Source organism: Pseudomonas sp. DE0010, from assembly GCF_007680745.1.
Taxonomy (GTDB): Bacteria; Pseudomonadota; Gammaproteobacteria; order Pseudomonadales; family Pseudomonadaceae; genus Aquipseudomonas; species Aquipseudomonas parafulva_B.
Genome location: NZ_VEJQ01000001.1, coordinates 302262 through 328521, shown reverse-complemented (window position 1 = coordinate 328521; position 26260 = coordinate 302262). Strand labels below are relative to the sequence as shown.

The following is a 26260-nucleotide window of genomic DNA, read 5'->3' as shown; positions in this document are numbered from 1 at the left end:
GCAAGTTACAAGGCCCGGTTTCAAGGAAACCTGACCCTTGTAACGACTTAATGTCACATCGCTAGCTGTCAGCGAATCGCTTCGAGCGTCAGGTCCAGGCATTTGCGTGCCTTTTCCACCAGTTCGTCGATCTCGGCCGGGCTGATTACCAGAGGTGGCGCGATGATCATCGTGTCGCCAACAGCCCGCATGATCAGACCATTGTCGAAGCAGAAATTACGGCAGATCATGCCAGCGCCCTTGCCCTCGAAACGGCTGCGGGTCGCCTTGTCCTTGACCAGCTCGATCGCGCCGAGCAGGCCAACACCGCGCACCTCGCCTACCAGCGGGTGGTCCTGCAACTCACGCAGACGCTTTTGCAAATACGGTGCCGCTTCGGTGCGCGCTTTCTCGACGATTTGTTCGTCGCGCAGGATGCGCAGGTTTTCCAGGGCCACTGCGGCAGCCACAGGATGCCCCGAATAGGTGAAGCCGTGATTGAAATCCCCGCCTTCACTGAGCACCTTGGCTACCTTGTCACGCACGATCACACCGCCCATGGGGATGTAACCGGAGGTAAGGCCTTTGGCGATGGTCATCAGGTCGGGCTTGAGGTCGTAGAAATCCGAGCCGAACCACTGCCCTGTTCGCCCGAAGCCGCAAATGACTTCGTCGGCCACAAAGAGGATGTCGTAACGGGCCAGAATTTCCTTGATCTTCGGCCAGTAGGTGTCTGGCGGGATGATCACGCCACCTGCGCCCTGGATGGGCTCGGCGATGAACGCTGCGACGTTGTCCTCGCCGACTTCGAGAATTTTCTTTTCCAGTTGCTCCGCAGCCCAGACCCCGAACGCCTCCGGTGTCATGTCACCGCCCTCGCCATACCAGTACGGCTGGGGGATGTGCACCACGCCGGGGATAGGCAGGCCGCCTTGCTCGTGCATGCCACTCATGCCGCCCAGGCTGGCGCCGGCCACGGTGGAGCCGTGATAACCGTTGACCCGGCCGATCAGGGTCTGCTTGCTCGGTTTGCCCTTGAGTGCCCAGTAATGGCGAACCATGCGCAGCACCGTGTCGTTGCCTTCGGAGCCTGAACTGGTGAAGAACACATGGCTCATGCCCTCGGGCGCCACTTGGGTGATCGCCTTGGCCAACTCCAGCGCCGGAGGATGGGCAGTCTGGAAGAACAGGTTGTAGTAGGGCAGCTCACGCATCTGCCGCTCTGCCGCCTGAACCAGCTCCTCACGCCCATACCCCACGGCCACGCACCACAGGCCAGCCATGCCGTCGAGAATCTTGTGCCCCTCGCTGTCCCACAAATGCACGCCCTGCGCCTTGGTGATAATGCGCGGCCCCTTGTCCTTGAGCTGCTTGTAGTCGCTGAAAGGCGCGAGGTGATGCTCGCCACTGAGGGCTTGCCATTCACGGGTTTGCGGGTTGTTCAGGCTCATGTGCTTCTCCGTTGACGGACGGCCGCGCGCCTGCGGGGCCGAGGTTGATCAAACTGCGAACAGCAGGAATTCACGCTCCCAGGAACTGATGACGCGCTTGAAGTTCTCGTGCTCGGCACGCTTGGTGGCCACGTAGCCGGCGATGAATTTCTTGCCCAGGTACTGCTCCAGGGCACGGCTGTTTTCCATGCGCTCCAGGGCATCCTCGATGGTCAGCGGCAGGCGCAGGTTGCGGCGCTCGTAACCCCGCCCTTGGACCGGGGCGCTGGCCTCGATACCTTCGACCATGCCGATGTAGCCACACAGCAGGCTCGCGGCGATGGCCAGGTACGGGTTGGCATCCGCACCCGGCAGGCGGTTTTCGACGCGCCGGCTTTGCGGGCCGGCGTCAGGCACGCGCAGGCCTACCGTACGATTTTCCTCGCCCCACTCCACGTTCACCGGTGCCGAGGTATCCGGAAGGAAGCGGCGGAACGAGTTCACGTTCGGCGCGAACAGCGGCAGCGCTTCGGGAATGAATTTCTGCAGGCCGCCGATGTGGTTCAGAAACAGCGTGCTCATGCTGCCGTCTTCATTGCTGAAGATATTCTTGCCGGTGGTCACGTCGACCACGCTCTGGTGCAGGTGCATCGCGCTGCCAGGCTCGCCGGTCATGGGCTTGGCCATGAAGGTGGCTGCCACGTTGTGCTTGAGCGCCGCTTCGCGCATGGTGCGCTTGAACACCAGGATCTGGTCGGCCAGGTGCAGGGCATCGCCGTGACGGAAGTTGATTTCCATCTGCGCCGTGCCGTCTTCGTGGATCAGCGTATCGAGGTCCAACTGCTGCAATTCGCACCAGTCATAGACATCCTCGAACAGCGGGTCGAATTCGTTCGCAGCTTCGATGGAGAAGGACTGGCGCCCGGTTTCGGGCCGCCCCGAACGGCCCACCGGCGGTTGCAGCGGGAAGTCAGGGTCTTCGCTGCGCTTGGTCAGGTAGAACTCCATCTCGGGCGCGACGATGGGCTGCCAGCCCTTGTCAGCGTAGAGCTTGAGCACCTTCTTGAGCACATTGCGCGGCGACAGCTCTACGGGGTTGCCCTTCTTGTCGTAGGTATCGTGGATGACCTGCGCGGTCGGCTCGATGGCCCATGGCACCAGGAACACGGCATTCTCGTCAGGCCGGCAGATCATGTCGATGTCTGCAGGGTCCAGCAGCTCGTAATAGATGTCGTCGTCGACATAGTCGCCGGTCACTGTCTGCAGCAACACGCTCTCGGGCAGGCGCATGCCTTTTTCGGCGATGAACTTGTTGGTAGGCGAAATCTTGCCGCGCGTGATGCCGGTCAAGTCGCTGATCAGGCATTCGACTTCGGTGATCTTGTGCTCTTTCAACCAATCGGTGAGCTGGTCGAGGTTGTTACTCATAAATACCTCAGGAGGTAAAGTGGTCCGCGCCTTGATTCTGGATGCAGTGGATGGCTAAAGCAAAACCCCCGCGCAGGCGGACGGTGGATACACTGAAACCACGTGTGTCCGAGGCGATTTGTAACGGCAGAAAGAAGCGAAGCGTAGAGATGGGGTGCCATGAAGGCGGGGCCGGGCGTGCCAGACGTCAATTATTGCGAGCACTGCCCCCACGCGGTTGGCAGGCCTGGCAAACATGACTGAACAGCCTGACTGCACTGCATTGGCAGCGCTTCCAGGTCGCGGCAGGCGGACCATGAGACCCTCGTATTATTCTGTTTTGGGTTGAATCGGAGCTTAGCGCCGTTCATTTTTTTACACAACACCTGCGTAAAAAATAAACGACGCAGTGCTCGCGATAGCGCTTTTCCAGAAAAATAGCGGATAATGCCGTGCCCCGATATGCAGCAAATCTGCCGTAGATGTGCCATTTCAGGGCATCATGGGGTTGGCTTGACATCAGTATGGCTTTTCGATTGACTGGTCCTGCAAGCCCCCCTTGATTGATATTTTTAACAACAAAGGTGTTGCATCATGTCGGTACCCCCGCGTGCCGTTCAGCTTAACGAAGCGAACGCGTTCCTTAAGGAACATCCTGAGGTTCTCTACGTTGACCTTCTGATTGCAGATATGAATGGTGTGGTGCGCGGCAAGCGCATAGAGCGCACCAGCCTCCACAAGGTTTACGAGAAAGGCATCAACCTGCCGGCCTCTCTGTTTGCACTGGATATCAATGGCTCCACCGTCGAAAGCACCGGGCTGGGCCTGGACATCGGCGATGCAGACCGCATCTGCTATCCGATCCCTGACACCCTCTCCAACGAGCCGTGGCAAAAGCGCCCCACTGCCCAGCTGCTGATGACCATGCACGAGCTCGAAGGCGAACCTTTCTTCGCCGACCCGCGTGAAGTGCTGCGCCAGGTGGTAAGCAAGTTCGACGACATGGGCCTGACCATCTGCGCCGCATTCGAGCTGGAGTTCTACCTGATCGACCAGGAGAACGTGAACGGCCGTCCGCAGCCGCCGCGCTCGCCCATTTCCGGCAAGCGTCCGCAATCGACCCAGGTCTACCTGATCGATGACCTGGATGAGTATGCCGACTGCCTGCAGGACATCCTCGAAGGGGCCAAGGAACAGGGTATTCCTGCCGATGCCATCGTCAAGGAAAGCGCCCCGGCTCAGTTCGAAGTCAACCTGCACCATGTGCCGGACCCGCTCAAGGCGTGCGACTACGCCGTGCTGCTCAAGCGCCTGATCAAGAACATCGCCTACGACCATGAAATGGACACTACCTTCATGGCCAAGCCCTACCCAGGGCAGGCAGGCAATGGTCTGCATGTACACATTTCCGTGCTGGACAAAGATGGCAACAACATCTTCACCAGCGAGGATCCCGAGCAGAACGCCGCGCTACGTCACGCTGTCGGCGGTGTGCTCGAGACCCTGCCTGCGTCCATGGCGTTCCTGTGCCCGAACGTCAACTCCTATCGCCGCTTTGGCGCGCAGTTCTACGTGCCCAATGCGCCAAGCTGGGGCCTGGACAACCGCACCGTGGCGCTGCGCGTACCGACCGGCTCGCCCGATGCTGTGCGCCTTGAGCACCGCGTGGCTGGCGCCGATGCCAACCCGTACCTGATGATGGCGGCCGTGCTGGCAGGTGTTCACCATGGCCTGACCAACAAGGTCGAGCCTGGGGAGCCTATCGAAGGCAACTCGTACGAGCAGCTGGAACAGAGCCTGCCGAACAACCTGCGTGATGCGCTGCGCGAGTTGGATGACAGCGAAATCCTGAACAAGTACATCGATCCGAAGTACATCGACATCTTCGTCGCGTGCAAGGAAAGCGAGCTGGAGGAGTTCGAACATTCGATCTCCGACCTCGAGTACAACTGGTACCTGCACACCGTGTAAACCAAAACGCCGCCCATCAAGGCGGCGTTTTCATTTCAGGCACGCAGGCGCAGAGCGCCTCAGCCCAGCGGCTTTTCGAAGATCTTCGAATTGCGCTGGAAGTTGTACAGCGAAGCCCGTGCCGCCGGCAGCCGTTCGACGCCACTGGGCGAGAAGCCGCGTTCGCGGAACCAGTGCGCCGTGCGTGTGGTGAGCACGAACAGGGTGCTCAGCCCCATCTCCCGTGCCCGGCTTTCGATACGCGCCAGCAGCTCGTCCCCACGCCCGCCGTGGCGGTATTCCGGATTCACCGCCAGGCATGCCAGCTCACCCGCATCGGACTCTGCAATCGGATACAACGCTGCGCACGCGATGATCATGCCTTCGCGCTCCACCACGCTGAACTGCTCGATTTCCCGCTCCAGCACTTCACGTGAACGGCGCACCAGGATGCCTTGTTCTTCCAGCGGGCTGATCAGGTCGAGCAGGCCGCCGACGTCTTCGATGGTGGCTTCTCGTACGATCTCGAACTGCTCCTGGGACACCAGCGTACCGCCCCCGCCCCGGGTGAACAGTTCGGTCAGCAGCGCGCCGTCCTCGGCATAGCTGACGATGTGGCTGCGTGCCACGCCGCCCTTGCACGCCTGGGCAGCGGCATCGAGCAACTCAGCCTGGTAGTCGCTGCCCAGGCGCTGCAAGTGCGGTGCAACCTGTTGGGGGCGCAGTTCGCGCACCAGGCGGCCATGTTCATCCAACAGGCCAGGTTCTGCGCCGAACAGCACCAACTTCTCAGCACCCAGTTCGATGGCCGCACGGGTGGCCACGTCTTCGCAGGCAAGGTTGAAGATCTCGCCGGTTGGCGAATAGCCCAGCGGCGAGAGCAACACGATGGAGCGCTCGTCGAGCAGGCGGCTGATGCCCTTGCGGTCTACCCGACGCACTTCGCCGGTGTGATGATAATCCACACCTTCGAGCACGCCGATCGGCCGCGCGGTCACCAGGTTGCCGGAGGCCACCCGCAGGCGCGAGCCCTGCATGGGCGAGGCGGCAATGTCCATCGACAACCGCGCCTCGATAGCCAGGCGCAGCGCACCTACCGCGTCGATCACGCAATCCAGGGTAGCGGCATCGGTGATACGCAAGCCGTGGTGGTAGTGCGCTGCCAAGCCACGTTCAGCCAGGCGGGTCTCGATCTGAGGGCGAGAGCCGTGCACCAGGACCAGACGCACCCCAAGGCTGTGCAGCAGCACCAGATCGTGGACGATATTGCCGAAGTTGGGGTGTTCAACCCCATCGCCGGGGAGCATCACCACAAAGGTGCAGTCGCGGTGGGCGTTGATGTAAGGAGAAGCGTGGCGTAGCCAGTTGACGTAATCGTGCATGACAGGGCCTGTGGATAAGTGGACGGAGAACGGCGTTACAGGGGCGTTCAGGATCATCGTCGGAACAGGCTTGCGGTCACGCGCGGTCTCCTCTAGGCAGAAACGAATGAGTGGGGTGGACGTTTAATGCAGGCAATAGTGCCCGATCAGGTCACGCAATAGACGCACGGTCGGCTCGATACGTGACATATCCAGGTATTCGCCAGGCTGGTGTGCGCAGGCGATGTCACCAGGGCCGAGCACGATGGTCTGGCAACCAAGCTGCTGAAGATAAGGTGCTTCGGTGCCGAATGCCACCGCTTCGGCACGGTGGCCGGTGAGCCGCTCTGCCACCTGGACGAGTTCACTGTCGGCCGCCTGTTCGAACGGCGGCACTTCGGGGAACAGCGGCGCATAGTCGATACGCACGTCATGGCGCTCGGCCACCGGACCCAGTTTTTCACGGATGGCGGCGCGCAGCTGGTCCACGTCCATGCCCGGCAATGGGCGCAGGTCGAACTCAAGTGCGCACTGGCCGCAGATCCGGTTGGGGTTGTCGCCACCGTGAATGCAACCGAAGTTCATGGTCGGCGCAGGCACCGTGAATTGTGGATTGTTGTAGACCTTCTGCCATTGCTGGCGCAGGCCCATCAGTTCGCCCATTACCGCATGCATGGCATCCATGGCGCTGCGGCCCAGGCTTGGGTCCGAGGAATGACCACTGCGCCCGAGGATGTCGATCCGATCCATGAGGATGCCTTTGTGCATGCGGATCGGCCGCAGCCCGGTCGGCTCGCCGATGATCGCCGCGCGACCCAGCGGCTGGCCAGCATCGGCCAGGGCACGGGCGCCAGACATGGAGCTTTCCTCGTCGCAGGTGGCCAGAATCAGCAACGGCTGCTTGAAGTCGTGCTGCAGCAAGGGAATGACGGCCTCGATCACCAGTGCGAAAAAACCCTTCATGTCGCAACTGCCGAGCCCCACCCAGCGACCCTCGACTTCGGTCAGCTTCAAGGGGTCGCTGCTCCAGAGCTGCTCGTCATAGGGCACGGTGTCGCTGTGGCCGGCCAGCACCAGGCCGCCAGGGCCGCTGCCGCGGCTGGCCAGCAGGTTGAACTTGCCGGGAGTCACCTGCTGAATGTCGCAGGAAAAGCCCAGGTCACCCAGCCAGCTAGCCAGCAGGTCGATGACCTGACGATTGGACTGGTCGAGCGAGGCCTGGGTGCAACTGACCGAAGGCGCGGCGATCAAGGCGGCAAATTGGTCTTTCAGCGTCGGCAACGGCATGCGTGTACTCCTCGGAAGCATTGCCCATCATAGGACCATCCGCCGTCTGGAATAAACCGTTGACGGCCTACTGCTGTAGACTCTGCATCGACCACGCCCCCTTTCGAGCCTGTAATGCCCAAAGAAACCGAACTCAAGCTGCGCGCCAGCCCCGAGACCCTCGCCGCCTTGCGCGAGCACCCGCTGCTGAAAAAGCGCAACAAGTCTGGCTGGCAGACCCGCGAACTGCTGAACCAGTATTTCGACACGCCTGAGCGCGCGCTGGCCGAGGCACGCGTTGCCCTGCGCCTGCGCCGTGACGGCGATACCGTCATCCAGACCCTCAAGTGTCGCGGCACCAGCGTGGCTGGCCTGTCCGAGCGCAACGAGCACGAATGGCAACTGGACAAGGTCAAGCTGGACCTCAAGAAGCTGGATGACAGCTGCTGGCCCGCGCAACTGGCCGACCTGGACAAGAAGACCATCAAGCCGTTGTTCACCACCGACTTCACCCGCGAATACGCCGAAATCGCCTGGGGTCGTGGCAAGGCCAAGGTGGTGATCGAGGCTGCGCTGGACCAGGGCTTCGTGATTGCCGGCAAGCGCAAGGAAGCGATTTGCGAGTTGGAACTGGAGCTGCGTGAAGGTGAGCCTGCAGCGCTGCTGGAGCTGGCTGCCGAGCTGGCCGCAAGCGTTGCGCTGATGCCCTGCGATATCAGCAAGGCTGAGCGCGGCTACCGCCTGCTGGAGCCCGAGCGTTTCGAGCTGGATCTGAGCGTCGCCGACCTCGAAGCGGACATGGCCTTGGACGATGCCTACGCTGCGTTGGCGTGGCAACTGCTGGGCAACAGCCAGCGCCTGGCCGAGCAATACCGCCACAGCGGCCACTGGCGGTCGCTGCAGGACTGGGTGCAGAACCTCATCGAGCTGCGCGCCATCACTGCCAGCCTGGGCCAGGCCGCCCCCCGCGCTGCCACCCGTGACCTGCGCGCGCGCCTGGATGCCCTGCTCGAAGACTGGCGTCCACTGGTGCAAGCCGGCAACGATGATGAAGACATCCGCCGCGCTGCGCCCGAGCAGTTTGCAGAAGAGCTGGATGATCCTCGCTGGGGCCAGTTCTCCCTGGAAACCTCGCGTTGGCTGCTGTCGCGCACCTGGACCGTCGAACGCAAGGGCCGTGGCGAGCGCCAGGGCAAGGCGCTTCTGGCAAGCTGGCTGGCACACCTGATTGCCGAGGAAGGCCGCGCCCTTAAATTGTCGCTATACACCCAGCGCCCCGAAGACCTGGCAGAGCAACTGCCGCGCATCGAGCAGGTGATGGCCTGGTTGCACCATGCCCGCCATGTGCTGGATGCACCTCAAATGGACCGCCTGTACGGCGACATGAAGAAACTGCACGAGCTGGCTGAGCACCCGATCAGCGATGAGGTGCTCGAAGCCCGCATCGAGCAGGCGCGTGCCGTCGATCAGAGCCGTGGCTGGAAGCATCTGCTCAAAGCGTGATGCCCTCAGCCCGACAGCGGCAGGCTGGTGGTGGACTTGATCTCCGAAAGGGCCACGATCGAGTTCACCTCCTGAATACCGGGCACGTTCGAGAGCTTTTCGAAGAAGAACCGTTCGTACGCCTCGATATCCGGGGTGACGATACGCAGCAGGAAGTCCACCGAGCCCATCAGCACGTAGCACTCGAGCACCTCTGAAAACCCGCGGATCGCCTCTGTGAACTCGGTGAAATTCGAGCGGCCATGGGCATTCAATTTCACTTCGGCGAATATCTGGGTGTTCAGCCCGATTTTCTTGCGGTCCAGCAAGGTGACCTGCCCGCGAATCACCCCCTCCTCTTTGAGCCGTTGAATCCGTCGCCAACATGGCGATTGTGACAAGCCAATGCGTTCGGCGATCTGAGCGCTGGACAGCGAAGCGTCTTCTTGTAGCAACTCGAGGATACGACGGTCGTAGACATCCAATGCGCTGTGCATGAACAATTCTCCAGATCGACCTGTATCGATCATAGCTATGCAAGAACAGACTGATTTAGTCGAATCTTAGCGAAATAATACCGGCCCGGGCATGCAAAACTTTCTGCATTCAAAGAGGATGACGCATGAACTCACTGCCGCGTGCCGATGTATGGGCCAACAGCAATGCTCACACCACTGTGCTGTATCGCTTGCAGGCCGAAGCCGAGCCCGACAGCTTGTGCCGGGTGCTCAATCAGTTCGCCTTGCAAATGCTCACACCGCATAGCGTCCAGGTCACTCAACAGGATGACTGGTTGGCCATCGATATCGGCATTGGCGGCTTGAGCTGGCACCGCGCCGAAGTGATCGCTCAGAAATTGCGCAACATGGTGTGTGTGGCTGACGTGCACTTGGCCCCGCAACACCGTGTGGAGCTGTCGGTAGTGCACGCCTAGCGGCGCACCGGCCAGCGCTTTGAGATGAGCATGAATAGCCCTCAGGCAAAACCCTGACATCCTTTCGATTCGGCTTTGGCGGAGGCTGAACTAGCCTTGATCGGGTCTTCTTGATCAGGCACGGACGCCTTTATGCACAACCCCGATACCCTGGCACTCGATCTGCACCGGGTGCTCGAAGCCTTGCTCATCGACCAGCGCCTGCACGCCAGCGATAGCGTGCGTGTACTTGAGCATGCCGTCGATCACCCTGGCGACCATCCGCTGGAGCAAGTGGCCGCCTGCAACCTTGCCGACCGCCTCCATCCGGGGCAAGTACTGGACCTGGATCGGCTTTGCCAATGGCTGGCTGCCAAGACGGGCCTGCCCTATCTGCGTATCGATCCGCTGCAAATCGACCTGCAGCAGGTGGCTGAGCTGGTGTCCCCAGCCTTTGCGCAGAGCCACGGCATTCTCATCGTGGCAGCTGACGCGGCGAGCGTCACCGTGGCCAGCGCACAGCCCTATCAGTGCCGTTGGCAGACCGATCTGGCCCTGAGCCTTGGACGAACCGTGCGGCGAGTGCTCGCAAGCCCTGTGCAGATGCGTCAGGCCGGCGAACCCTTTCAGCGCCTGGCGCAGTCGGTCAAGGGCGCGCACCACCAGCAATCGAACCGCTTCGGCGAACTCGAGCAGTGGCTGGAGCTGGGCAAGCGGCACTCGCAGGCCAACGCGGATGACGCGCACATTGTGCATATCGTCGACTGGCTGCTGCACTACGCGATCGACCAGCGCGCCAGCGACATCCATCTGGAGCCACGCCGCGACCAGGGCCACTTGCGCTATCGCATCGATGGCCTGTTGCACACCGTCTATGTTTTCCCCGCCGCAGTCGCAGTGGCCTTGATCAGCCGCCTGAAGCACCTTGGGCGCATGGACGTCGCGGAAAAACGCAGGCCTCAGGATGGCCGACTGCAAAGCCGCCTGCCAAACGGGAGCGAGGTGGAGCTGCGTTTGTCGACCCTGCCCACTGCCTTTGGTGAAAAGCTGGTATTGCGCCTGTTCGACCCGCAGCAGCTGCACGAGAGCTTTGATCGGCTCGGTCTTCAGGGGCAGCAATTGGGTCAATGGCAAGGCCTGCTGCAACGGCGCCAGGGCATCATCCTGGTCACAGGGCCTACGGGGTCAGGCAAGACCAGCACGCTGTACGCCAGCCTCAAGCTACTGGCCACCCCGCAGGTCAACCTGTGCACCATCGAGGACCCCATCGAACGGCTCGAACCCGGGTTCAACCAGTTTCAGGTGCAGCCGGCCCTGGACCTGGGCTTTGCCAACGGCGTGCGCGCCATGCTGCGCCAGGATCCGGACATCATCATGATCGGCGAAATACGGGACCCCGACACCGCACGGGTGGCCGTGCAGGCCGCCCTTACCGGGCACCTGGTGCTGTCTACCCTGCACACCAACGACGCCTGTGCCGCAATCATCCGCCTGCAAGAGCTGGGTGTGGCTGATTACTTGATCAAAGCGACATTGATTGCGGTGATGGCCCAGCGGCTTGTGCGCACGCTGTGCAGCCAGTGCCAGGGGCGCGACGCAGCCAGCTGCAGAACGTGCCGCGGCACGGGTTTTCATGGGCGTACCGGCTTGTTCGAATTACTCGAACCCAGCGACAACCTGCGTGCCCTGATCGGCCCTCATACGGACCTTGCGCAATTGCGCCGCCAGGCCCAGGCAGATGGCCTTGTGGACCTGCGCCGCTGCGGCGAGGCCAAGGTTGCGTGTGGGCAAACCCTGGCTGACGAAGTACTGCGTGCATGCAGCTGATCAGAAGCGGCAGGCCCAGGAACTTGGCAGGTTCGCGAGCATCCAACCGCACATCTTCAACCCTCACCTTCGAGGTGTCTCATCATGCGTCTCAACACTGCCATCGCTGCCGCAGCCCTGCTTGCGCTGCCTGTGGGCTCGGCCATGGCCGATTCCTTCTGGCGTAATGTGATCTCTTCCGGTGCAACCACCGGCTCGACCTACCTGACCTCGCGTGACCACAAGTTGGTGATGGCAGCGCAGGATGATGCTGGCAGCTTCGTAGCCAGTGAAGGCGCCATCCGTGGGCCATTCCTGGAGTCGGCAATCAAGCAAGTGCGTGCGGAACATCCAGGGCTCCACGCGTCTGACATGGAGCTGGCCAATGCCATTCTGGCCAAGCATGTAGTAGCCGACTGATCGGTACAGCGCCGGCCTCAACGCCGGCTAACTCGCGCCGGGAGGTCTTCAACCCCTGGCTGCGAGTGCTTTCTGCCGGTGACGCAAGGACGGCTTACTCGCCAATGACGGCCTTGTAGCCAGCCGCATCCAGCAGTTTATCCAGATCAGCCTGGCTGCTCGGCTTGAGCTTGAAGATCCATGCGTCGTAGGGCTGCTCGTTCAGTTGTTCAGGGCTGTCGGCCAACGCCTCGTTGACGGCGATCACTTCGCCACCGACCGGGGCGTAGATGTCGGACGCGGCCTTGACCGACTCCACGACACCGGCCGCGTCGCCTGCGGCAAACACCTTGCCCACTTCGGCCAGCTCGACGAATACCACGTCACCTAGCGCTTCCTGCGCATGGTCACTGATGCCTACCGTGACGGTACCGTCGGCTTCCAGGCGGGCCCACTCATGGCTTTGGGCAAAACGAAGTTCGGCGGGGATAGTGCTCATGTCTTGAATTCCTCGATTGGCTCAGCGGTACGCCCGCCGTTTGATGATGGATCAGATCAGGATCTTGCCGTGGCGCACGAAAGTCGGCCTGACCACGCGCACCGGGTACCACTTGCCACGAATTTCCACTTCGGCCCGGTCGCCCGTGGCCATGGGCACGCGTGCCAGGGCAATGGACTTGCTCAGCGTAGGTGAGAAACTACCACTGGTGATCTCTCCTTCGCCAATCCCCGCCACACGGACCACCTGGTGGGCGCGCAGCACACCACGCTCCTCCAGTACCAAACCCACGAGCTTTTCCTGTACGCCCCGCTCGATTTCTGCCAACAGCGCCGCGCGGCCGATGAAGTTTCGGCTTGCCGGCTCCCAGGCGATGCTCCAGCCCAGGTTGCACGATAACGGCGTGTGCTGCTCGTCGATGTCCTGCCCGTAAAGGTGCATGCCGGCTTCGAGCCGCAACGTGTCGCGAGCCCCCAGGCCGCTGGGCGCGATACCGGCGCCAACCAGGTCGTTGAAAAAGGCCACGGCCTGGTCACCCGGAAAGATCAACTCCAGGCCATCTTCGCCGGTATAGCCGGTGCGCGCGATGAACCAGTCCCCGTCCATCACCCCTTCGAAGGGGCGTAGCGTGCGTATCAGAGCAGCCCGCGAGGCACTGACCAAAGCAGCTACCTTCTCGCGCGCGTTCGGGCCCTGAACGGCAAGAATGGCAAGGTCCGGACGAACCTGAACGTCGACGGCAAGCCCATCACGCTGCTGGTCCAGCCACTCCAGCACCCGGGCTCGGGTGGCAGCGTTGGTGACCAGGCGGTAACCGGTCGCCGTGCGGTAGGCGATCAAGTCATCGATCACCCCGCCCTGCTCATGCAGCATCGGGCTGTAGAGTGCCTTGCCAACCTGATCGAGCCGGGCGACATCATTGGCCAGCAGCCGCTGCAACCAAGCCGTGGCCGTTTCGCCCTGGATATCAATGACGGTCATATGGGAAACGTCGAAGACCCCACAGTCACTGCGCACCTGGTGGTGCTCATCGACCTGCGAGCCATAGTGCAGCGGCATGTCCCAGCCACCGAAATCGACCGTCTTGGCGCCAAGCGCCAGATGCAGGTCGTACAAAAGCGTGCGCTGTCCCATGGGTTTCTCCTTCCGGGCGTGGCGAAGCGGCAGCAGTGGAAGGCTCATGGCCTTCAGCTGTGTGAACAGCGTTGTTTTGATTGCCTGCTGCGCGAGTGCCGCGCATTGTAGCGGCAAGGGCGCAAGCTGACACCCTTAGCAGGAATGGCCTGGCCTGCGCGCCGAGCGGCGTATCAGGCCAATGACCGGCAGCAGCCCGACCGCCACCAGCGTCAATGCCGGCAGCGACGCCCGCGCCCATTCACCCTCGCTGGTCATCTCGAACACCCGTACCGCCAGCGTATCCCAGCCAAAAGGACGCATCAGCAGGGTAGCCGGCATCTCCTTGAGCACATCGACGAACACCAGCAACGCCGCGCTCAGTGCGCCTGGCAGCAGCAGCGGCAAGTACACTTTGATGAACAGCCGCACCCCGCCCACACCCAGGCTGCGCGATGCCTGCGCCAACGAGGGACGAATCCGTTCCAGGCTGCTCTCCAGCGGGCCGTAGGCCGCGGCGATGAAACGAATCACATAGGCCAGCAGCAATGCTGCAAGGCTGCCCAGCAGCAACGGCCTGCCCGCGCCTCCCAGCCAGCTGGACAGCGGCGCGACGACCTGGCTGTCCAGGTAACTGAAGGCCAGCATGATCGACACCGCCAGTACCGAGCCGGGCAAGGCGTAGCCCAGGTTGGCGAGCCCTACACCGACGCGAATACCCGGCATGGGCGCCTGGCGCCGGGCAAAGGCCAGTAGCAGCGCCACGCAGACCGTCACCAGCGCTGCAACGCCGCCCAGGTACAGGGTATGGAGCACCAGGCCGATGTAGCGCTCATCCAGATCGTGGCGCCCGCGCTGCCAGAACCACACCAGCAGTTGCAGTAAAGGGATGACGAATGCGCAGGCGAAGATCAACAGGCACCAGCCGCTGGCCAGCAGGGCCTTGCCACCCTGCAGTCGGTACAGCGCCTGGCCTCTGGGGCGTTCACTGGCGCTGTGGTTGGCGCCCCGCGCACGGCGCTCGCCGTACAGCACCAGCATGACGGCCAGCAACAGCAAACTGGCCAATTGCGCAGCGCTGGACAGGCTAAAGAAGCCATACCAGGTCTTGTAGATGGCGGTCGTGAACGTGTCGAAGTTGAAGACCGCCACGGCGCCGAAGTCGGCGAGGGTTTCCATCAGGGCCAAGGCGATACCCGCCCCGATGGCAGGCCGGGCCATTGGCAGGGCCACCCGCCAGAATGCCTGCCAGGGCGAGAGCCCCAACACCCGGGCGGCCTCCATCAACCCTTTGCCCTGGGCAAGGAACGCTGTGCGTGCCAGCAGGTAGACATACGGATAGAAAACCAGCACCAGCACGATGATCACGCCGCCGGTAGAGCGCACCCGTGGCAGGCGCATGGGCCCGAAAGCCTCGCGCAAGGCACTCTGCACCGGGCCGGCGAAGTCGAGCAAACCTACGAAGACGAAGGCCAGGACGTACGCCGGAATGGCGAACGGCAACATCAGCGCCCAATCCAGCCAGCGGCGGCCCGGAAACTCGCACAGGCTGGTGAGCCAGGCCAGGCTGACACCCAGCAAGGTGACACCCAGACCAACCCCCACCACCAAGGTAACGGTGTTGCCCAGCAAGCGCCCCATCTGCGTGTCGAGCAGGTGTGACCAGATCTGCAGGTCGATCGACTCCCACGACAACAGCAGCACGCTCAGGGGCAGCAGCACGAGGCCTGCGATCAGGGTGACGGGGAGGTACCAGCGACGACGGTGAGTGTAGGGCACGTTATGTCTCGATGACGGGTCGCTGCTGGACCCACGAAGAGGCCTTGGCAGGCCTCTCGGGCAGGGAGCGCCGCTTAGTTCCAGCCAGCACGGTCCATCAGGCGGATGGCTTCGGCCTGCCGCTTGCCGGCCACTTCCACCGCAATGCTGTCGGCCTTGAAGTCGCCCCACGCGGCGACTTCGTCAGAGGGCTTGACCTGAGGGTTGGCCGGAAATTCCTGATTGAGGTCGGCGAACAACTTCTGCGCCTGTTCACCGGTCATCCATTCGACCAGCTTTGTTGCGGCCTCAGGATGAGGCGCGTGCTTGGTCAGGCCGATGCCGGAGAGGTTCACGTGCACGCCGCGGTCTTGCTGGTTGGGCCAGAAGATCTTCACCGGCAGGTTGGGGTTCTGCTTGTGCAGCCGGCCGTAATAGTAGGTGTTCACCACACCCACGTCGCACTGACCCGCCTCCACGGCCTGGATCACGGCGTTGTCATCCGAGAACACGTCGGTGGAGAGGTTATTGACCCAGCCCTTGACGATCTGCTCGGTCTTCGCCTCACCATGGCTTTCGATCAGGGTGGCGGTGAGGGACTGGTTGTACACCTTCTTCGCCGTGCGCAGGCACAGCCGACCTTCCCACTGCTTGTCGGCCAGGGCTTCATAGGTGCTGAGCTCGGCCGGCTTGACCCGTTCGGTGGAGTAGATGATGGTGCGCGCCCTCAGGCTCAGGCCGGTCCAGTCGTGGGACGAGGCACGGTATTGAGGCGGGATGTTGCGCTCGATGATCTCGGATCGGATCGGCTGCAGGATGCCCATCTGCTCAGCCTGCCACAGGTTTCCTGCATCGACGGTGAGCAGAAGATCCGCCACACCGTGCTCGCCCTCGGCCTTGATGCGCTGCATCAGGGGGGCTTCCTTGTCGGTGATGAACTTGACCTTGACCCCGGTCTCGGCCGTGTAGGCGTCGAACACTGGCTTGATCAGCTCGTCGATACGCGAGGAGTAGACCACGACCTCGTCAGCTGCCTGCACGGTACCACCGACAACGCTCAGGGCCAGGGCGGCCAGTAGGGACCTGCGTGGCAACATGGAAGGCGCTCCTCGATCAATTAGAGAGGCGCAGATGGTAGTGAATCCCATTTGAAGGCTCACCCCCATTGCCGTTACTGGATGTTGCAATGTGCCTGGGTCCGCCCCGCATCCATACCAGACAGCGGGCCAAGGGCAGCCTTCACGCCTTGGCCAGGTCCGGCAAGTCGCCACTCAAGCCTAATGCCTGGCGCACGAACACGGCTTTTGCCTCCGGCAGCTGCTCAACCAGCTTCAAGCCACTGTTGCGCAGCCAGCGCAGCGGCAACTTGTCGGCCTGGAACAGCCGCTCGAACCCTTCCATGGCTGCCATCAGCGCCAGGTTGTGCGGCATGCGTCGACGCTCATAGCGGCTCAGCACCTTGACATCGGCCAGCCTTTCTCCCCGCTTGCAGGCGTCCATCAGGACTTCGGCCAGTACCGCCGCGTCAAGGAACCCCAGGTTCACCCCCTGCCCTGCCAGCGGATGAATGGTGTGGGCCGCGTCACCGATCAACGCAAGGCCGGCTTCCACGTATCGCTTGGCATGTCGCTGGCGCAGGGGTACGCACAGCCGCGGGTCAGCTTGCAGTACCGTTCCGAGGCGGCCTTCGAATGCACGCTCCAGCGCCCTGAGGAAGGCTGGCTCATCCAGCGCCATCAGCCGCTCGGCCTCGGCCGGCGTGGTTGACCACACGATCGAGCACCAGTCCTGTTTGCCGTCTCGGGTCAATGGCAGGAAGGCGAGCGGGCCATCGTCGGTGAAGCGTTGCCAGGCGGTGGCCTGGTGATTTTGGGCGCAACGCACGCTGGTGACGATGGCGTGGTGCAAGTAATCCCACTCGCGCGTCTCACACCCAGCCAGGCGGCGAACCGCAGAATGAGCACCGTCGGCAGCCACGACCAGCGGTGCGCGCAGCTGCCGGCCGTCGTGCAGCGTCATCAGCCAGTCATCGCCGGAATGGCGCAACTGTTCCATGCGCGCATTGGGCAACAGGCCGATGTCGCTGTCATGCAGGCGTTCGAGCAAGGCATCCTGCACCACTTTGTTCTCGACGATATGGCCCAGCACCTGCGCATGCACGCTGGTGGCGGAAAAGTGAATCTGCCCAGTGCCACTGCCATCCCAAACCTGCATATCGGAATACGGCGTCGCGCGCCGCCGTGCAATGCCCTCCCAAGCGCCCAGGCGGTCGAGAATACGCTGGCTAGCCGCGGACAACGCACTGACCCTGGGCTCGAACGGCGCCTTGGCGTCGAACGGCCTGACTGCCAGGGGGCCGCCATCGAGCAGCAGCACCTGCAGACCGCTATGGCGCAAGGCGAGCGCCAGCGCGCTGCCGACCATACCAGCACCTACGATCAGAACATCTGCGCGTGTTTCCATGCCTTACGCCAGCCTCGCTTGCGGCTTGAGCCGCACGTATAGGGTTTTATCGACCCGCGCCACCAGTTCACCAGCGCCGTCGCGGATATCGACCTGCAAACGGGGCAGGCATTTCTTGCCGGTGGCGGTCTGCTGGCGGATATCGTCCAGCAGCGCGTCATCGACATGGAACTCGGCATACACAGGGCCCTTGCCAGGGGTGATGAAATCGATGCTGGCGGCCTTGTCCCAGACGATGTAGTCGCGCCCCAGCCGTTCGATGAGCAAGAGCATGTAGAACGGGTCGACCATGGCGTAGAGGCTGCCACCGAACTGGGTGCCCACGTAGTTGCGGTTCCAGCGGGTAAGCTTCATCGCCACCCGGATGCTGCGCATGTCAGGGCTGATGTGCTGCACACGGATACCTGCGCCCAGGTAAGGCGGATACAGGTTCAGCATCCAGCGCAGGACGCGCGCACGCCGGGCCAGTTTGCGTGGGTTGCTCATGCCTTGCCCCGTACATCGGAACGCGTACCCAGGCCCATGGCCTGACGGGCGAACCAGCTTTTGGCCGGTGGCAGCAGGTCAAGGCCCAGCAAACCCAGGTTACGGCCTGCGGCGAGCAAAGGCTGGCCGCTGCCGAACAGCCGCGTCACCCGATCGGAAAACCCGATGGTCAGCGTTTGATCCAGGCGCTGGCGCTTGCCATAAGCCTGCAAGGTCGCAAGGTCACCTGGCCGTTGCGGCCCTGCAAGCAGCGCCTCGGCAAGGGACTGCACATCCCGCAGTGACAGGTTGAATCCCTGCCCCGCGATGGGGTGCAGGCTGTGCGCAGCGTTACCTAGCACGACCAGGTGGGGACGGATCTGCTCCTGCGCCTCGATTAGCGACAGCGGGTACAGATGCCGTACGCCTACCTGCCGAAGGGTGCCCAGGCGGTAACCGAAGATGCCCTGCAATTCACGCAGGAAACTGCGCTCATCCATGTCAACCAGGCGCTGCGCATCCATGCCCTGCCGTGTCCAGACCAGCGCGCAGCGGTTTTCCGGTAACGGCAGCAAAGCCATGGGACCCGCTTCGGTGAAGCGTTCGAAGGCCTGTCCACGATGAGGCTCGCCGGGGGTGATGTTGGCGATCAACGCGCTTTGTTCGTAAGGGGTGTGGCAGACATGAATACCCAGTTGCTCACGCAGGCCCGAGCGGCCACCATCGGCCAGCACCGCCAGGTCGCAGTCAATGTGCGTGTCGTCATTGAGGCGCAGGCGGTAACCGCCCTCGATAGCCTGCATCGACGTCACTTCGGCCGGGCAGCGCCAACTGACCACATCGCTGTCCAGGCCCTGCCACAGGCATTGCCCAAGCCAGGCATTCTCGACCACGTAGCCCAAGGCCGGAACGCCTTCTTCCCTCGCGTCCAGGCGGGTGGCACCGAAGCGCCCCCGGTCCGACACGTGAATCTGGGCGATCGATTCGGCACGCCGCTCGATGGCAGGCCACAAGCCCAGTCGATCGTAGATCTGGCGGGTCCCGAACGACAGCGCCGAAGAACGCGCATCGTAGCTAGGCTGGAAGCTGTCACCGGGGGCGAAGGGCTCAATGAGAAGGATTTTCCAACCACGCGCCTTGGCCCCTGCCTGCAGGGTCAGCGCCAAGCTGGCCCCAACCAGCCCGCCGCCGATGATCGCGAGATTCACCTGGGTCATAGGCTGGCCTGACGCGCGTCGTGCATCAACGCCTCGATCTCGGCGACGGTGCGGGGAACGCCCGATGTCAGGATTTCACAGCCTTGCCTGGTGACCACCACATCATCCTCGATCCGAATGCCGATGCCGCGCCATTTCTTGGCCACGCTTTCATTGTCGGCTGCTATGTAGATGCCGGGCTCGACGGTCAAGGCCATGCCTGGCTCGAGCACCCGCCACTCACCGCCCACCTTGTAATCGCCCACGTCATGCACATCCATGCCCAGCCAATGGCCGGCACGGTGCATGTAGAACGCCCGGTACGCCTCGCTCTCGATCAACGCCTGCACGTCGCCCTTGAGCAGACCCAGCTCAACCAGCCCTTCGGTGATCACCCGCACGGTGGCTTCATGGGCATGGTTCCAGTGCTTGCCCGGGGCGATTTCGGCAAACGCCGCTGCCTGGGCGCTGAGAACCAGCTCATAGATCGCCTTCTGCTCCGGTGAAAACCGCCCGCTGACGGGGAAGGTGCGGGTGATGTCACTGGCATAGCAATCGATTTCGCAGCCCGCGTCGATCAGGACCAGGTCGCCCTCCTTGAGCGGCGCGTCGTTCTGCTGGTAGTGCAGGATGCAACCATTGCGCCCTGCGGCGACGATCGACCCGTACGCCGGCATTTTTGCCCCGCCCTGGCGGAAGGCGTAATCGAGTTCGGCTTCCAGGCTGTACTCATGAAGGCCCGGGCGGCAAGCCTGCATCGCCCGTACATGGGCTTTGGCAGAAATCTCGGCGGCCGTGCGCATCACTTTCACTTCCGCCGCAGATTTATACAGCCGCATGTCGTGCAGCAGGTGATCCAGGGCAACGAATTCGTTCGGGGGCTGCGCACCGAGGCGGGCCTTGGAGCGGATCACGTTGATCCAGTCCATCAGCCGGCGATCGAACTCGGGATTGCTGCCCATGGCGCTGTAGACGCGTTCGCGGCCTTCAATCAGGCCCGGCAGGATCTCGTCGATGTCGGCGATGGGAAACGCATCGTCAGCACCGAAGTCGCGCACCGCACCTTCCTGACCGGCCCGCAAGCCGTCCCACAACTCGCGTTCAGGATTGCGCTCGCGGCAGAACATCACGTATTCGCCATGCTCACGGCCGGGTATCAACGCAATGACCGCCTCGGGCTCGGGAAAACCACTGAGGTATTGGAAGTCGCTGTCCTGGCGATACACGTGCTCGACATCACGGTTGCGGATGGCAACGGCGGCGGCAGGCAGGATGGCAATGCTGTTGGGAACCATCTGCGCCATCAGCGCCTTGCGCCGGCGGGCATATTCGGCCTTGGGAATGCGGCTCATGGGCAGACTACCCCGTCGTTCAGTGCAGAGAAGGCTTGGGCGCAGGCGCTGCGGGCTTGGCCAGTTCGGAAAACAGCAGCAACGGCGCGACGCGCAGGTATTCCATCACTTCCATGTAGTCGCTTTCGCCGTCCTCGGATTCTTCCAGCGCTTCCTGCACCTGGGAGATGGCCACCAGGTCCTGGAGCACTTCCTTGGCCTCGATGGACAGGTCTTTGCCACCGGCGTTCAGGCCGAAGCCTGTGATGAAGCCTTGGCACCACTGCCCCAGGGCGGTGGCGCGATCGGTCAGCGCAGCATCGTCGGACGGCAGCAGCAGCACGATCGCCATGTCGTCGCTGGTAAGCTCGCCCTTGACCATTTCCTGCAGGCCGATCAGGGCATTGCGCACAGCGTCTTGCGGTTCGGTTTCCAGCAACTGGGCCGCATCGGCCAGCCAGCCGTCGGCATCGAAGCCGGCGCCCGCACAGCTGCGGCCGATGAGCAGGCCGTGCAGTTCGGCGGGTGTGACGGGGTGGCCATTGCTGGAAAGCAGCATGGCGAAAGCAACGTAGGGCGATTGAGTATTGGGCATGGGCTGCTAGGCGCCGGAGGGCGCAATGACTAGAATGAAGGCCTTGTATCCTAGCACCGGCAGGCGCGCCAAGACCATCGGCACTGGCAGTCACGGCCCAGGGAGAGGCATCATCGCAAGATGAGTCAATGACGGAGCGAATCGAGTGCAACCCACGCAAGAGAACGACCTGCAGGCCCTGATGAGCCGATTCGAGCTGCTGATCGAGCGTGTCGAGCAACTTAAACGGCAAAATGCACTCCTAGTAGCTCAGGAAAAGTCCTGGCGCGAAGAGCGCGCCCACCTCATCGAAAAGAACGAGATCGCCAGGCGCAAGGTCGAGTCGATGATCTTGCGTCTCAAGGCCCTGGAGCAAGACTCATGAGTTCAAGCAATAGCGTCACCGTGCAGATCCTCGACAAGGAATACTCGATCATCTGCCCGCCCGAAGAGCGCAACAACCTGGTCAGTGCAGCTCACTACCTGGACAGCAAGATGCGCGAGATTCGCAGCAGCGGCAAGGTGATCGGTGCCGACCGCATCGCGGTCATGGCGGCGTTGAACATTACCCACGAGATGCTCCATCGCCAGGAAGACCGCAGCGCGGCTCCGGCCGGCGGGGCCACGCGCGAGCAAGTGCGCGATTTGCTGGACCGGGTCGACCAGGCGCTGTCCGACGAGACGGGTACCAAAAAAAACTGAGGTTGTTATACTGGCGCCACTCCCTGGTGGATGCGCCAGTCGGTTATGTCCCTGAGCCGATACGCACAACCACGGGGGTTGCACGCTGGGGCAGGTGTGCATGTCCGCTCGACGGAAAGCCTTAATGTCCCCTGCAATCTCCACCTTGAACTTTCGGGTTCAAGGGCTACACCGATAGCGGTCTTATCGGGGAGCCCGAATTCCTTTGCCCGCCACTCGGCGGGCAAGTCGTTTTGGCCGACAGCAATGGCCAGCACTTCTCGGATCGCCCGTGCCATGACCGACACCGCGACGCTCACCCGCCCTCAACTTCGCAGGCACCTGCGCAACGCGCGCCGGGCGCTCACGCCCGCCCAGCAGCGTCAGGCCGCTGCAGGCCTGTACCGTCTGCTGGCACAGCATCCACTCTTTCGCAAGGCCAGGCATATCGCCTTGTACCTGCCCAACGACGGCGAAATCGACCCTGCATTGTTGCTGCGCGAGGCGCAGCGTCGCGGCAAGCGCACGTACTTGCCGGTGCTGCATGCATGGCCACGCACCCGCATGGTGTTTCAGCGATTCGAGAAGGGCGAGAAGCTCACGCCCAATCGTTTCAGAATCCCTGAGCCGGCCACCGACCGCAGGCGTCAACGCCCGGTGTGGGCACTGGACCTGATCCTGCTGCCCCTGGTGGGCTTCGACGACGCGGGAGGGCGACTGGGCATGGGCGGTGGCTTCTATGATCGCAGCCTGGCTTACCTGGCCCGTCGGCAGACCTGGAAAAAACCACGACTGCTAGGCTTGGCGCATGAGTGCCAGAAGGTCGAGCGGCTAGCACAGGCCAGTTGGGACGTGCCTTTGCAGGGAACGGTCTCGGATCGTCACTGGTACGTGGCACCGCGCTAAGCGGTGCCGGGAAGGGTCAGCGTTGCGCCTGACCAGCTTCGTATGGCATCTGGTAGGCGTTATCCAGCTTGCGCTCCCAGATCCCCTGCGCATAACCGGTGGTAACCACACCCAAGCCAAAGATGAACACCAGGACCCACAGCAGGTCCGGCTTTTTACGTTGATTCATCGACGATTGCCCCCCAGGCAAACTGTTCAGTGCTCGGCGACTTCTGGGTAGTACCTGAGCATCGCACCTCAAACGGGGCGCATTCTCCGACAACCTGAGCCACCACGCAAACGTTGACGTCAACCGGCCGTCGGTTTGATGGAACGAGTTATTTCAAAGCATTTCTGGAGCAAACAACATGGCCTATTGGCTGATGAAGTCCGAGCCCGACGAACTGTCGATTAAAGGCCTGGCTCACCTTGGCGAAGCTCGTTGGGACGGTGTACGCAATTACCAGGCGCGCAACTTTATGCGTGCGATGAGCGAGGGAGACACGTTCTTCTTCTACCATTCCAGCTGCCCTCAACCCGGCATCGCCGGTATTGCCAAAGTCATCCGCGCAGCCTATCCGGACCCCACTGCGCTGGACCCGCAGAGCCCTTACCACGATGCCAAGGCCACGCCCGACAAGAACCCGTGGAGTGCGGTAGACGTGGCCCACGTGCGGACCCTGCCGCGCGTGCTTGAGTTGGGCTGGTTGAAACAACAGCCAGCCTTGGCCGAGCTGGCGCTGGTACAAAAAGGCAGTCGCCTGTCAGTCATGCCGGTCACGGCCGAGCAGTGGACAGCCATCCTGGCGATGGTTTGAGGCACCCGCCCCGCTCCGGCATTCCCTTGAACCCTAGCCTTCAGTGGCTGACCGAAAACCGGGTCAGCCGCTCACTGGACGATCAGGTTGTTGAACAGCAGGTCCTCGACGATCGGCTTGCCCTCTTCGGTCTCCATCACCTGCTGAACCTGCTTGAGCGCCTCTTGGCGCAAATGCTCCTTGGCCTCCACATTGCTCATGCTGTCCACGGTCTGTTGAGTAAACAGTGCGACGAGCTGGTTGCGGATCAGTGGTTCATGATGCTGTACCGCCTTGGCGGCCTCATCCCCGGTCACTCGCAATGCGACGTCCGCCTTGAACACCCGCAGGCGCGGACCACCATCGAGCGCATAGTTGCCCACGAACGGCGGCGTCAGCGTGATATAGGCCACCTTGGGCGCACCCTCCTTGCCCTCCTCGGCCACGGCTGCGGCGGGTAACACCAGTGCCAACACCATCAATATCCACGCTTTCACGAAATCGCTCCTCTATTCAGGTGGCGCCAGCTTAACCAGCACATCGTTCAAACCCAAGCCTGGGCTTATGCCGGCCCATCAGGACAAGCCATGCTCGTTGACCCGACTGGCGGCCCTCCTACACTTATCGGCCATTACCCGCAAAGGAATAGGCCACGATGAAAGCGCTGCTATGCAAGCACCTGGGCCCGGCCCGCGACCTGGTCCTGGAAGACGTGCCCAGCCCAACGCCCAAGCCCAACGAAGTGCTGTTGGACGTGCAGGCGGCGGGGGTCAACTTTCCCGATACCCTGATCATAGAAGGCAAATACCAGTTTCAGCCGCCCTTGCCCTTCTCACCAGGTGGAGAGGCCGCGGGCACGGTCGCAGCCGTCGGCGCCAAGGTGGGCGGCTTCAAGGTGGGTGACAGGGTCATGGCACTGACCGGCTGGGGGGCCTTCGCCGAGCAAGTGGCAGCGCCGGCCTCCAACGTAATGCCCGTGCCAGCCAGCATGGACTTCATCACCGCTGCCGCATTCGGCATGACCTACGGCACCTCGATGCACGCCTTGCGCCAGCGCGCTCGATTGCAAACCGGCGAGACCTTGCTGGTATTGGGCGCGTCCGGCGGGGTGGGCCTGGCGGCGGTCGAGATCGGCAAGGCCATGGGGGCGCGGGTCATCGCGGCTGCCAGCAGTGCGCAAAAGCTCGCGGTGGCCCGTGCCGCCGGGGCCGATGACCTGATCGACTACAGCCAGGACAATCTGCGCGAGGCCATCAAGCGCCTGACCGATGGCAAAGGTGTGGATGTGATTTACGATCCGGTAGGCGGCGAACTGTTCGAGCACGCCGTGAGGGGCCTGGCGTGGAACGGTAGGTTGTTGGTAGTGGGTTTTGCCAGCGGCACCATTCCCCAATTGGCAGCCAACCTTGTGCTGCTCAAGGGGGCGGCGGTACTGGGCGTCTTCTGGGGCGCGTTTGCCCAGCGCCAACCCGAGGATAACGCGGCCAACTTCAAGCAGCTGTTTGCCTGGCACGCGCAGGGCAAATTGAAGCCTCTCGTTTCACAGACATACGCCCTGGCCGACGCGGGTGCGGCCATCGAAACGCTGGGCCAGCGCCAGGCGGTCGGCAAGCTGGTGGTGGTGCCGCCGCGTGCGTGATCACCGTTCGCGTAGATCGTGACAGCGCCTGAAGCGCGCTTCCAGGTTGCGATCAGGCATATGGTGGCTGCGCAGGGCGTGAAGGGTTTGCTCGACGTAATCGCGCGTGGTGCCATAACGCCCTTTGGCGCTGGCCAGTATGTGGCTGAGCACGTTATCCGGCAGATTGCCCGCGTAGCAAGGCAAGTGCCGCTCCAACACGAAACCCAGGGCCTGCACCCTGCTGCCATCGTCGAGTCGACAGTTGAGCCAGTGGGGGCGGTAGGCCGGGTAAGGCATTTCGCGTTGCCACAGGGCTCGCAGCGACGCATCGAGTGTCGCGTCATCCAGCCTGTAGGCAAAGCCGCTGCACGAGCCGCCTCGATCCAGGCCAAACACCAAACCTGGGGTTTCGGGCGTGCCACGGTGCTCGTGCGACCACAGGTACAAGCCCCGGTGGTAACCGTGCACCCGCGCACGTCGACGCTCCACCGCGCTGCACTCGGGCCGCCAGATCAAAGAGCCATAGGCAAACAGCCATACCGGCCCGCCCTGGTGACGGGACATGGCGGCTTGCATGGAGTGATGCAATTGCTCGTGGGTCAGTTGCTGACCAAAATCGAGCGAAGGGGGGTATGTGACTTGCCAGGATGACCGTTCGAGCGCCGACATAAGCTGCCGCTATGATTCCCTGTTAACAAAGCATGTAACGTGACCGAGCCTAATGCGTTGGTCACTGCGTCGTTGACCAGAACCCTCAGGCAAGTCATCCACGGCAGTCGCGCAGGCGGTGTATAAGCTAAGTCAGGGCAAGGGGCTGAACAAGTGCATGCAGTGCTTTTCACGTCAGGCGCCGACGACCGGCCGTGCAGCGCGTTACCTGCTTA

27 protein-coding genes and 1 other RNA gene are annotated in these 26260 nt (G+C 62.5%); 11 read left to right on the top strand and 17 right to left on the bottom strand.

Annotated features, from left to right (window positions below; genetic code table 11):
* Nucleotides 1-68: 68 nt before the first annotated feature.
* Both FS767_RS01555 and FS767_RS01550 read right to left on the bottom strand, forming a co-directional pair.
* Nucleotides 69-1430 (bottom strand): aspartate aminotransferase family protein, encoded by a 1362-nt coding sequence (locus tag FS767_RS01555; RefSeq protein WP_144963958.1) that lies wholly within the window; start codon nucleotides 1428-1430, stop codon nucleotides 69-71.
* A 48-nt stretch (nucleotides 1431-1478) separates the two neighbouring features.
* Entirely contained in the window at nucleotides 1479-2837 is a 1359-nt protein-coding gene (locus FS767_RS01550; RefSeq protein ID WP_058602841.1) for a glutamine synthetase family protein, read from the bottom strand.
* 573 nt (nucleotides 2838-3410) lie between these two features.
* Between FS767_RS01550 and FS767_RS01540 the strand changes: the two genes are divergently transcribed.
* On the top strand, nucleotides 3411-4787 hold the full coding sequence (locus FS767_RS01540) for a glutamine synthetase family protein (RefSeq protein WP_023532636.1): 1377 nt from the start codon (nucleotides 3411-3413) through the stop codon (nucleotides 4785-4787).
* A 59-nt stretch (nucleotides 4788-4846) separates the two neighbouring features.
* Here FS767_RS01540 and argA read toward each other — a convergent pair whose 3' ends face one another.
* Nucleotides 4847-6148 (bottom strand): amino-acid N-acetyltransferase, encoded by a 1302-nt coding sequence (argA, locus tag FS767_RS01535; protein ID WP_144963957.1) that lies wholly within the window; start codon nucleotides 6146-6148, stop codon nucleotides 4847-4849.
* 123 nt (nucleotides 6149-6271) lie between these two features.
* Nucleotides 6272-7414: an acetylornithine deacetylase gene (gene argE / locus FS767_RS01530; RefSeq protein ID WP_144963956.1), complete on the bottom strand. Its 1143-nt coding sequence runs from the start codon at nucleotides 7412-7414 to the stop codon at nucleotides 6272-6274.
* Between the two features lie 114 nt (nucleotides 7415-7528).
* On the opposite strand from argE, the gene FS767_RS01525 reads away from it, so the two are divergent.
* Nucleotides 7529-8896, top strand: coding sequence for an inorganic triphosphatase (locus FS767_RS01525; RefSeq protein ID WP_144963955.1), 1368 nt, complete (start codon nucleotides 7529-7531; stop codon nucleotides 8894-8896).
* 5 nt (nucleotides 8897-8901) lie between these two features.
* Here the strand turns inward: FS767_RS01525 and FS767_RS01520 are convergent, their stop codons facing one another.
* Nucleotides 8902-9372, bottom strand: a complete 471-nt coding sequence (locus FS767_RS01520) for an Lrp/AsnC family transcriptional regulator (RefSeq protein ID WP_144963954.1) — start codon at nucleotides 9370-9372, stop codon at nucleotides 8902-8904.
* A gap of 125 nt (nucleotides 9373-9497) precedes the next feature.
* On the opposite strand from FS767_RS01520, the gene FS767_RS01515 reads away from it, so the two are divergent.
* The 3 genes from FS767_RS01515 (at nucleotide 9498) to FS767_RS01505 (ending at nucleotide 12014) form a co-directional block, all read left to right on the top strand.
* Complete coding sequence (locus FS767_RS01515) at nucleotides 9498-9809, top strand: hypothetical protein (RefSeq protein WP_078479329.1); 312 nt, start codon at nucleotides 9498-9500, stop codon at nucleotides 9807-9809.
* A gap of 132 nt (nucleotides 9810-9941) precedes the next feature.
* Nucleotides 9942-11615 (top strand): GspE/PulE family protein, encoded by a 1674-nt coding sequence (locus FS767_RS01510; RefSeq protein WP_144963953.1) that lies wholly within the window; start codon nucleotides 9942-9944, stop codon nucleotides 11613-11615.
* An 84-nt stretch (nucleotides 11616-11699) separates the two neighbouring features.
* Nucleotides 11700-12014, top strand: a complete 315-nt coding sequence (locus FS767_RS01505) for a DUF2388 domain-containing protein (protein ID WP_144963952.1) — start codon at nucleotides 11700-11702, stop codon at nucleotides 12012-12014.
* Between the two features lie 94 nt (nucleotides 12015-12108).
* On the opposite strand, the gene gcvH is transcribed toward FS767_RS01505, so the two are convergent.
* The 9 genes from gcvH to FS767_RS01460 form a co-directional block, all read right to left on the bottom strand.
* The gene (gene gcvH / locus FS767_RS01500; protein ID WP_144963951.1) at nucleotides 12109-12492 is read right to left on the bottom strand and encodes a glycine cleavage system protein GcvH; all 384 of its coding nucleotides are present in this window, start codon (nucleotides 12490-12492) and stop codon (nucleotides 12109-12111) included.
* Nucleotides 12493-12543: 51 nt separating this feature from the next.
* A complete protein-coding gene (gene gcvT / locus FS767_RS01495; protein WP_144963950.1) occupies nucleotides 12544-13626 on the bottom strand; it encodes a glycine cleavage system aminomethyltransferase GcvT in 1083 nt (360 codons plus the stop codon).
* Between the two features lie 135 nt (nucleotides 13627-13761).
* Entirely contained in the window at nucleotides 13762-15384 is a 1623-nt protein-coding gene (locus FS767_RS01490) for an iron ABC transporter permease (RefSeq protein WP_144963949.1), read from the bottom strand.
* Between the two features lie 74 nt (nucleotides 15385-15458).
* Complete coding sequence (locus tag FS767_RS01485) at nucleotides 15459-16460, bottom strand: extracellular solute-binding protein (protein ID WP_144963948.1); 1002 nt, start codon at nucleotides 16458-16460, stop codon at nucleotides 15459-15461.
* A gap of 142 nt (nucleotides 16461-16602) precedes the next feature.
* Nucleotides 16603-17826 carry a 2-octaprenyl-3-methyl-6-methoxy-1,4-benzoquinol hydroxylase gene (locus tag FS767_RS01480; RefSeq protein WP_144963947.1) on the bottom strand — a complete coding sequence of 408 codons (1224 nt, stop codon included), beginning with the start codon at nucleotides 17824-17826 and terminating at the stop codon, nucleotides 16603-16605.
* Nucleotides 17827-17829: 3 nt separating this feature from the next.
* The gene (locus FS767_RS01475; protein ID WP_027913425.1) at nucleotides 17830-18312 is read right to left on the bottom strand and encodes a DUF4442 domain-containing protein; all 483 of its coding nucleotides are present in this window, start codon (nucleotides 18310-18312) and stop codon (nucleotides 17830-17832) included.
* A complete protein-coding gene (gene ubiH / locus FS767_RS01470) occupies nucleotides 18309-19508 on the bottom strand; it encodes a 2-octaprenyl-6-methoxyphenyl hydroxylase (RefSeq protein ID WP_144963946.1) in 1200 nt (399 codons plus the stop codon). The genes FS767_RS01475 and ubiH overlap by 4 nt, the downstream gene beginning before the upstream one ends.
* Nucleotides 19505-20839 (bottom strand): Xaa-Pro aminopeptidase, encoded by a 1335-nt coding sequence (pepP, locus tag FS767_RS01465; RefSeq protein ID WP_058602826.1) that lies wholly within the window; start codon nucleotides 20837-20839, stop codon nucleotides 19505-19507. The genes ubiH and pepP overlap by 4 nt, the downstream gene beginning before the upstream one ends.
* A 19-nt stretch (nucleotides 20840-20858) precedes the next feature.
* Nucleotides 20859-21413, bottom strand: a complete 555-nt coding sequence (locus tag FS767_RS01460) for a YecA family protein (protein WP_027913422.1) — start codon at nucleotides 21411-21413, stop codon at nucleotides 20859-20861.
* A gap of 181 nt (nucleotides 21414-21594) precedes the next feature.
* Between FS767_RS01460 and FS767_RS01455 the strand changes: the two genes are divergently transcribed.
* The 4 genes from FS767_RS01455 (at nucleotide 21595) to FS767_RS01440 (ending at nucleotide 22979) form a co-directional block, all read left to right on the top strand.
* The gene (locus FS767_RS01455; protein WP_033693939.1) at nucleotides 21595-21777 is read left to right on the top strand and encodes a TIGR02449 family protein; all 183 of its coding nucleotides are present in this window, start codon (nucleotides 21595-21597) and stop codon (nucleotides 21775-21777) included.
* Entirely contained in the window at nucleotides 21774-22094 is a 321-nt protein-coding gene (locus tag FS767_RS01450) for a cell division protein ZapA (RefSeq protein WP_023532287.1), read from the top strand. The genes FS767_RS01455 and FS767_RS01450 overlap by 4 nt, the downstream gene beginning before the upstream one ends.
* A gap of 17 nt (nucleotides 22095-22111) precedes the next feature.
* Nucleotides 22112-22291: non-coding RNA, 6S RNA (ssrS, locus tag FS767_RS01445), on the top strand.
* A gap of 79 nt (nucleotides 22292-22370) precedes the next feature.
* Entirely contained in the window at nucleotides 22371-22979 is a 609-nt protein-coding gene (locus tag FS767_RS01440; RefSeq protein WP_058602825.1) for a 5-formyltetrahydrofolate cyclo-ligase, read from the top strand.
* Nucleotides 22980-22995: 16 nt separating this feature from the next.
* On the opposite strand, the gene FS767_RS22775 is transcribed toward FS767_RS01440, so the two are convergent.
* Nucleotides 22996-23148 (bottom strand): hypothetical protein, encoded by a 153-nt coding sequence (locus tag FS767_RS22775; protein ID WP_023532702.1) that lies wholly within the window; start codon nucleotides 23146-23148, stop codon nucleotides 22996-22998.
* 178 nt (nucleotides 23149-23326) lie between these two features.
* Here FS767_RS22775 and FS767_RS01435 point away from each other — a divergent pair, with 178 nt between their 5' ends.
* Nucleotides 23327-23776 carry an EVE domain-containing protein gene (locus FS767_RS01435; protein ID WP_144963945.1) on the top strand — a complete coding sequence of 150 codons (450 nt, stop codon included), beginning with the start codon at nucleotides 23327-23329 and terminating at the stop codon, nucleotides 23774-23776.
* A 71-nt stretch (nucleotides 23777-23847) separates the two neighbouring features.
* Here the strand turns inward: FS767_RS01435 and FS767_RS01430 are convergent, their stop codons facing one another.
* A complete protein-coding gene (locus FS767_RS01430) occupies nucleotides 23848-24252 on the bottom strand; it encodes a flagellar basal body-associated protein FliL (protein WP_058638192.1) in 405 nt (134 codons plus the stop codon).
* 158 nt (nucleotides 24253-24410) lie between these two features.
* Here FS767_RS01430 and FS767_RS01425 point away from each other — a divergent pair, with 158 nt between their 5' ends.
* Nucleotides 24411-25394, top strand: coding sequence for an NADPH:quinone oxidoreductase family protein (locus FS767_RS01425; protein ID WP_144963944.1), 984 nt, complete (start codon nucleotides 24411-24413; stop codon nucleotides 25392-25394).
* Here FS767_RS01425 and FS767_RS01420 read toward each other — a convergent pair whose 3' ends face one another.
* On the bottom strand, nucleotides 25395-26045 hold the full coding sequence (locus tag FS767_RS01420) for a gamma-glutamylcyclotransferase (protein WP_058602821.1): 651 nt from the start codon (nucleotides 26043-26045) through the stop codon (nucleotides 25395-25397).
* Between the last annotated feature and the right edge of the window lie 215 nt (nucleotides 26046-26260).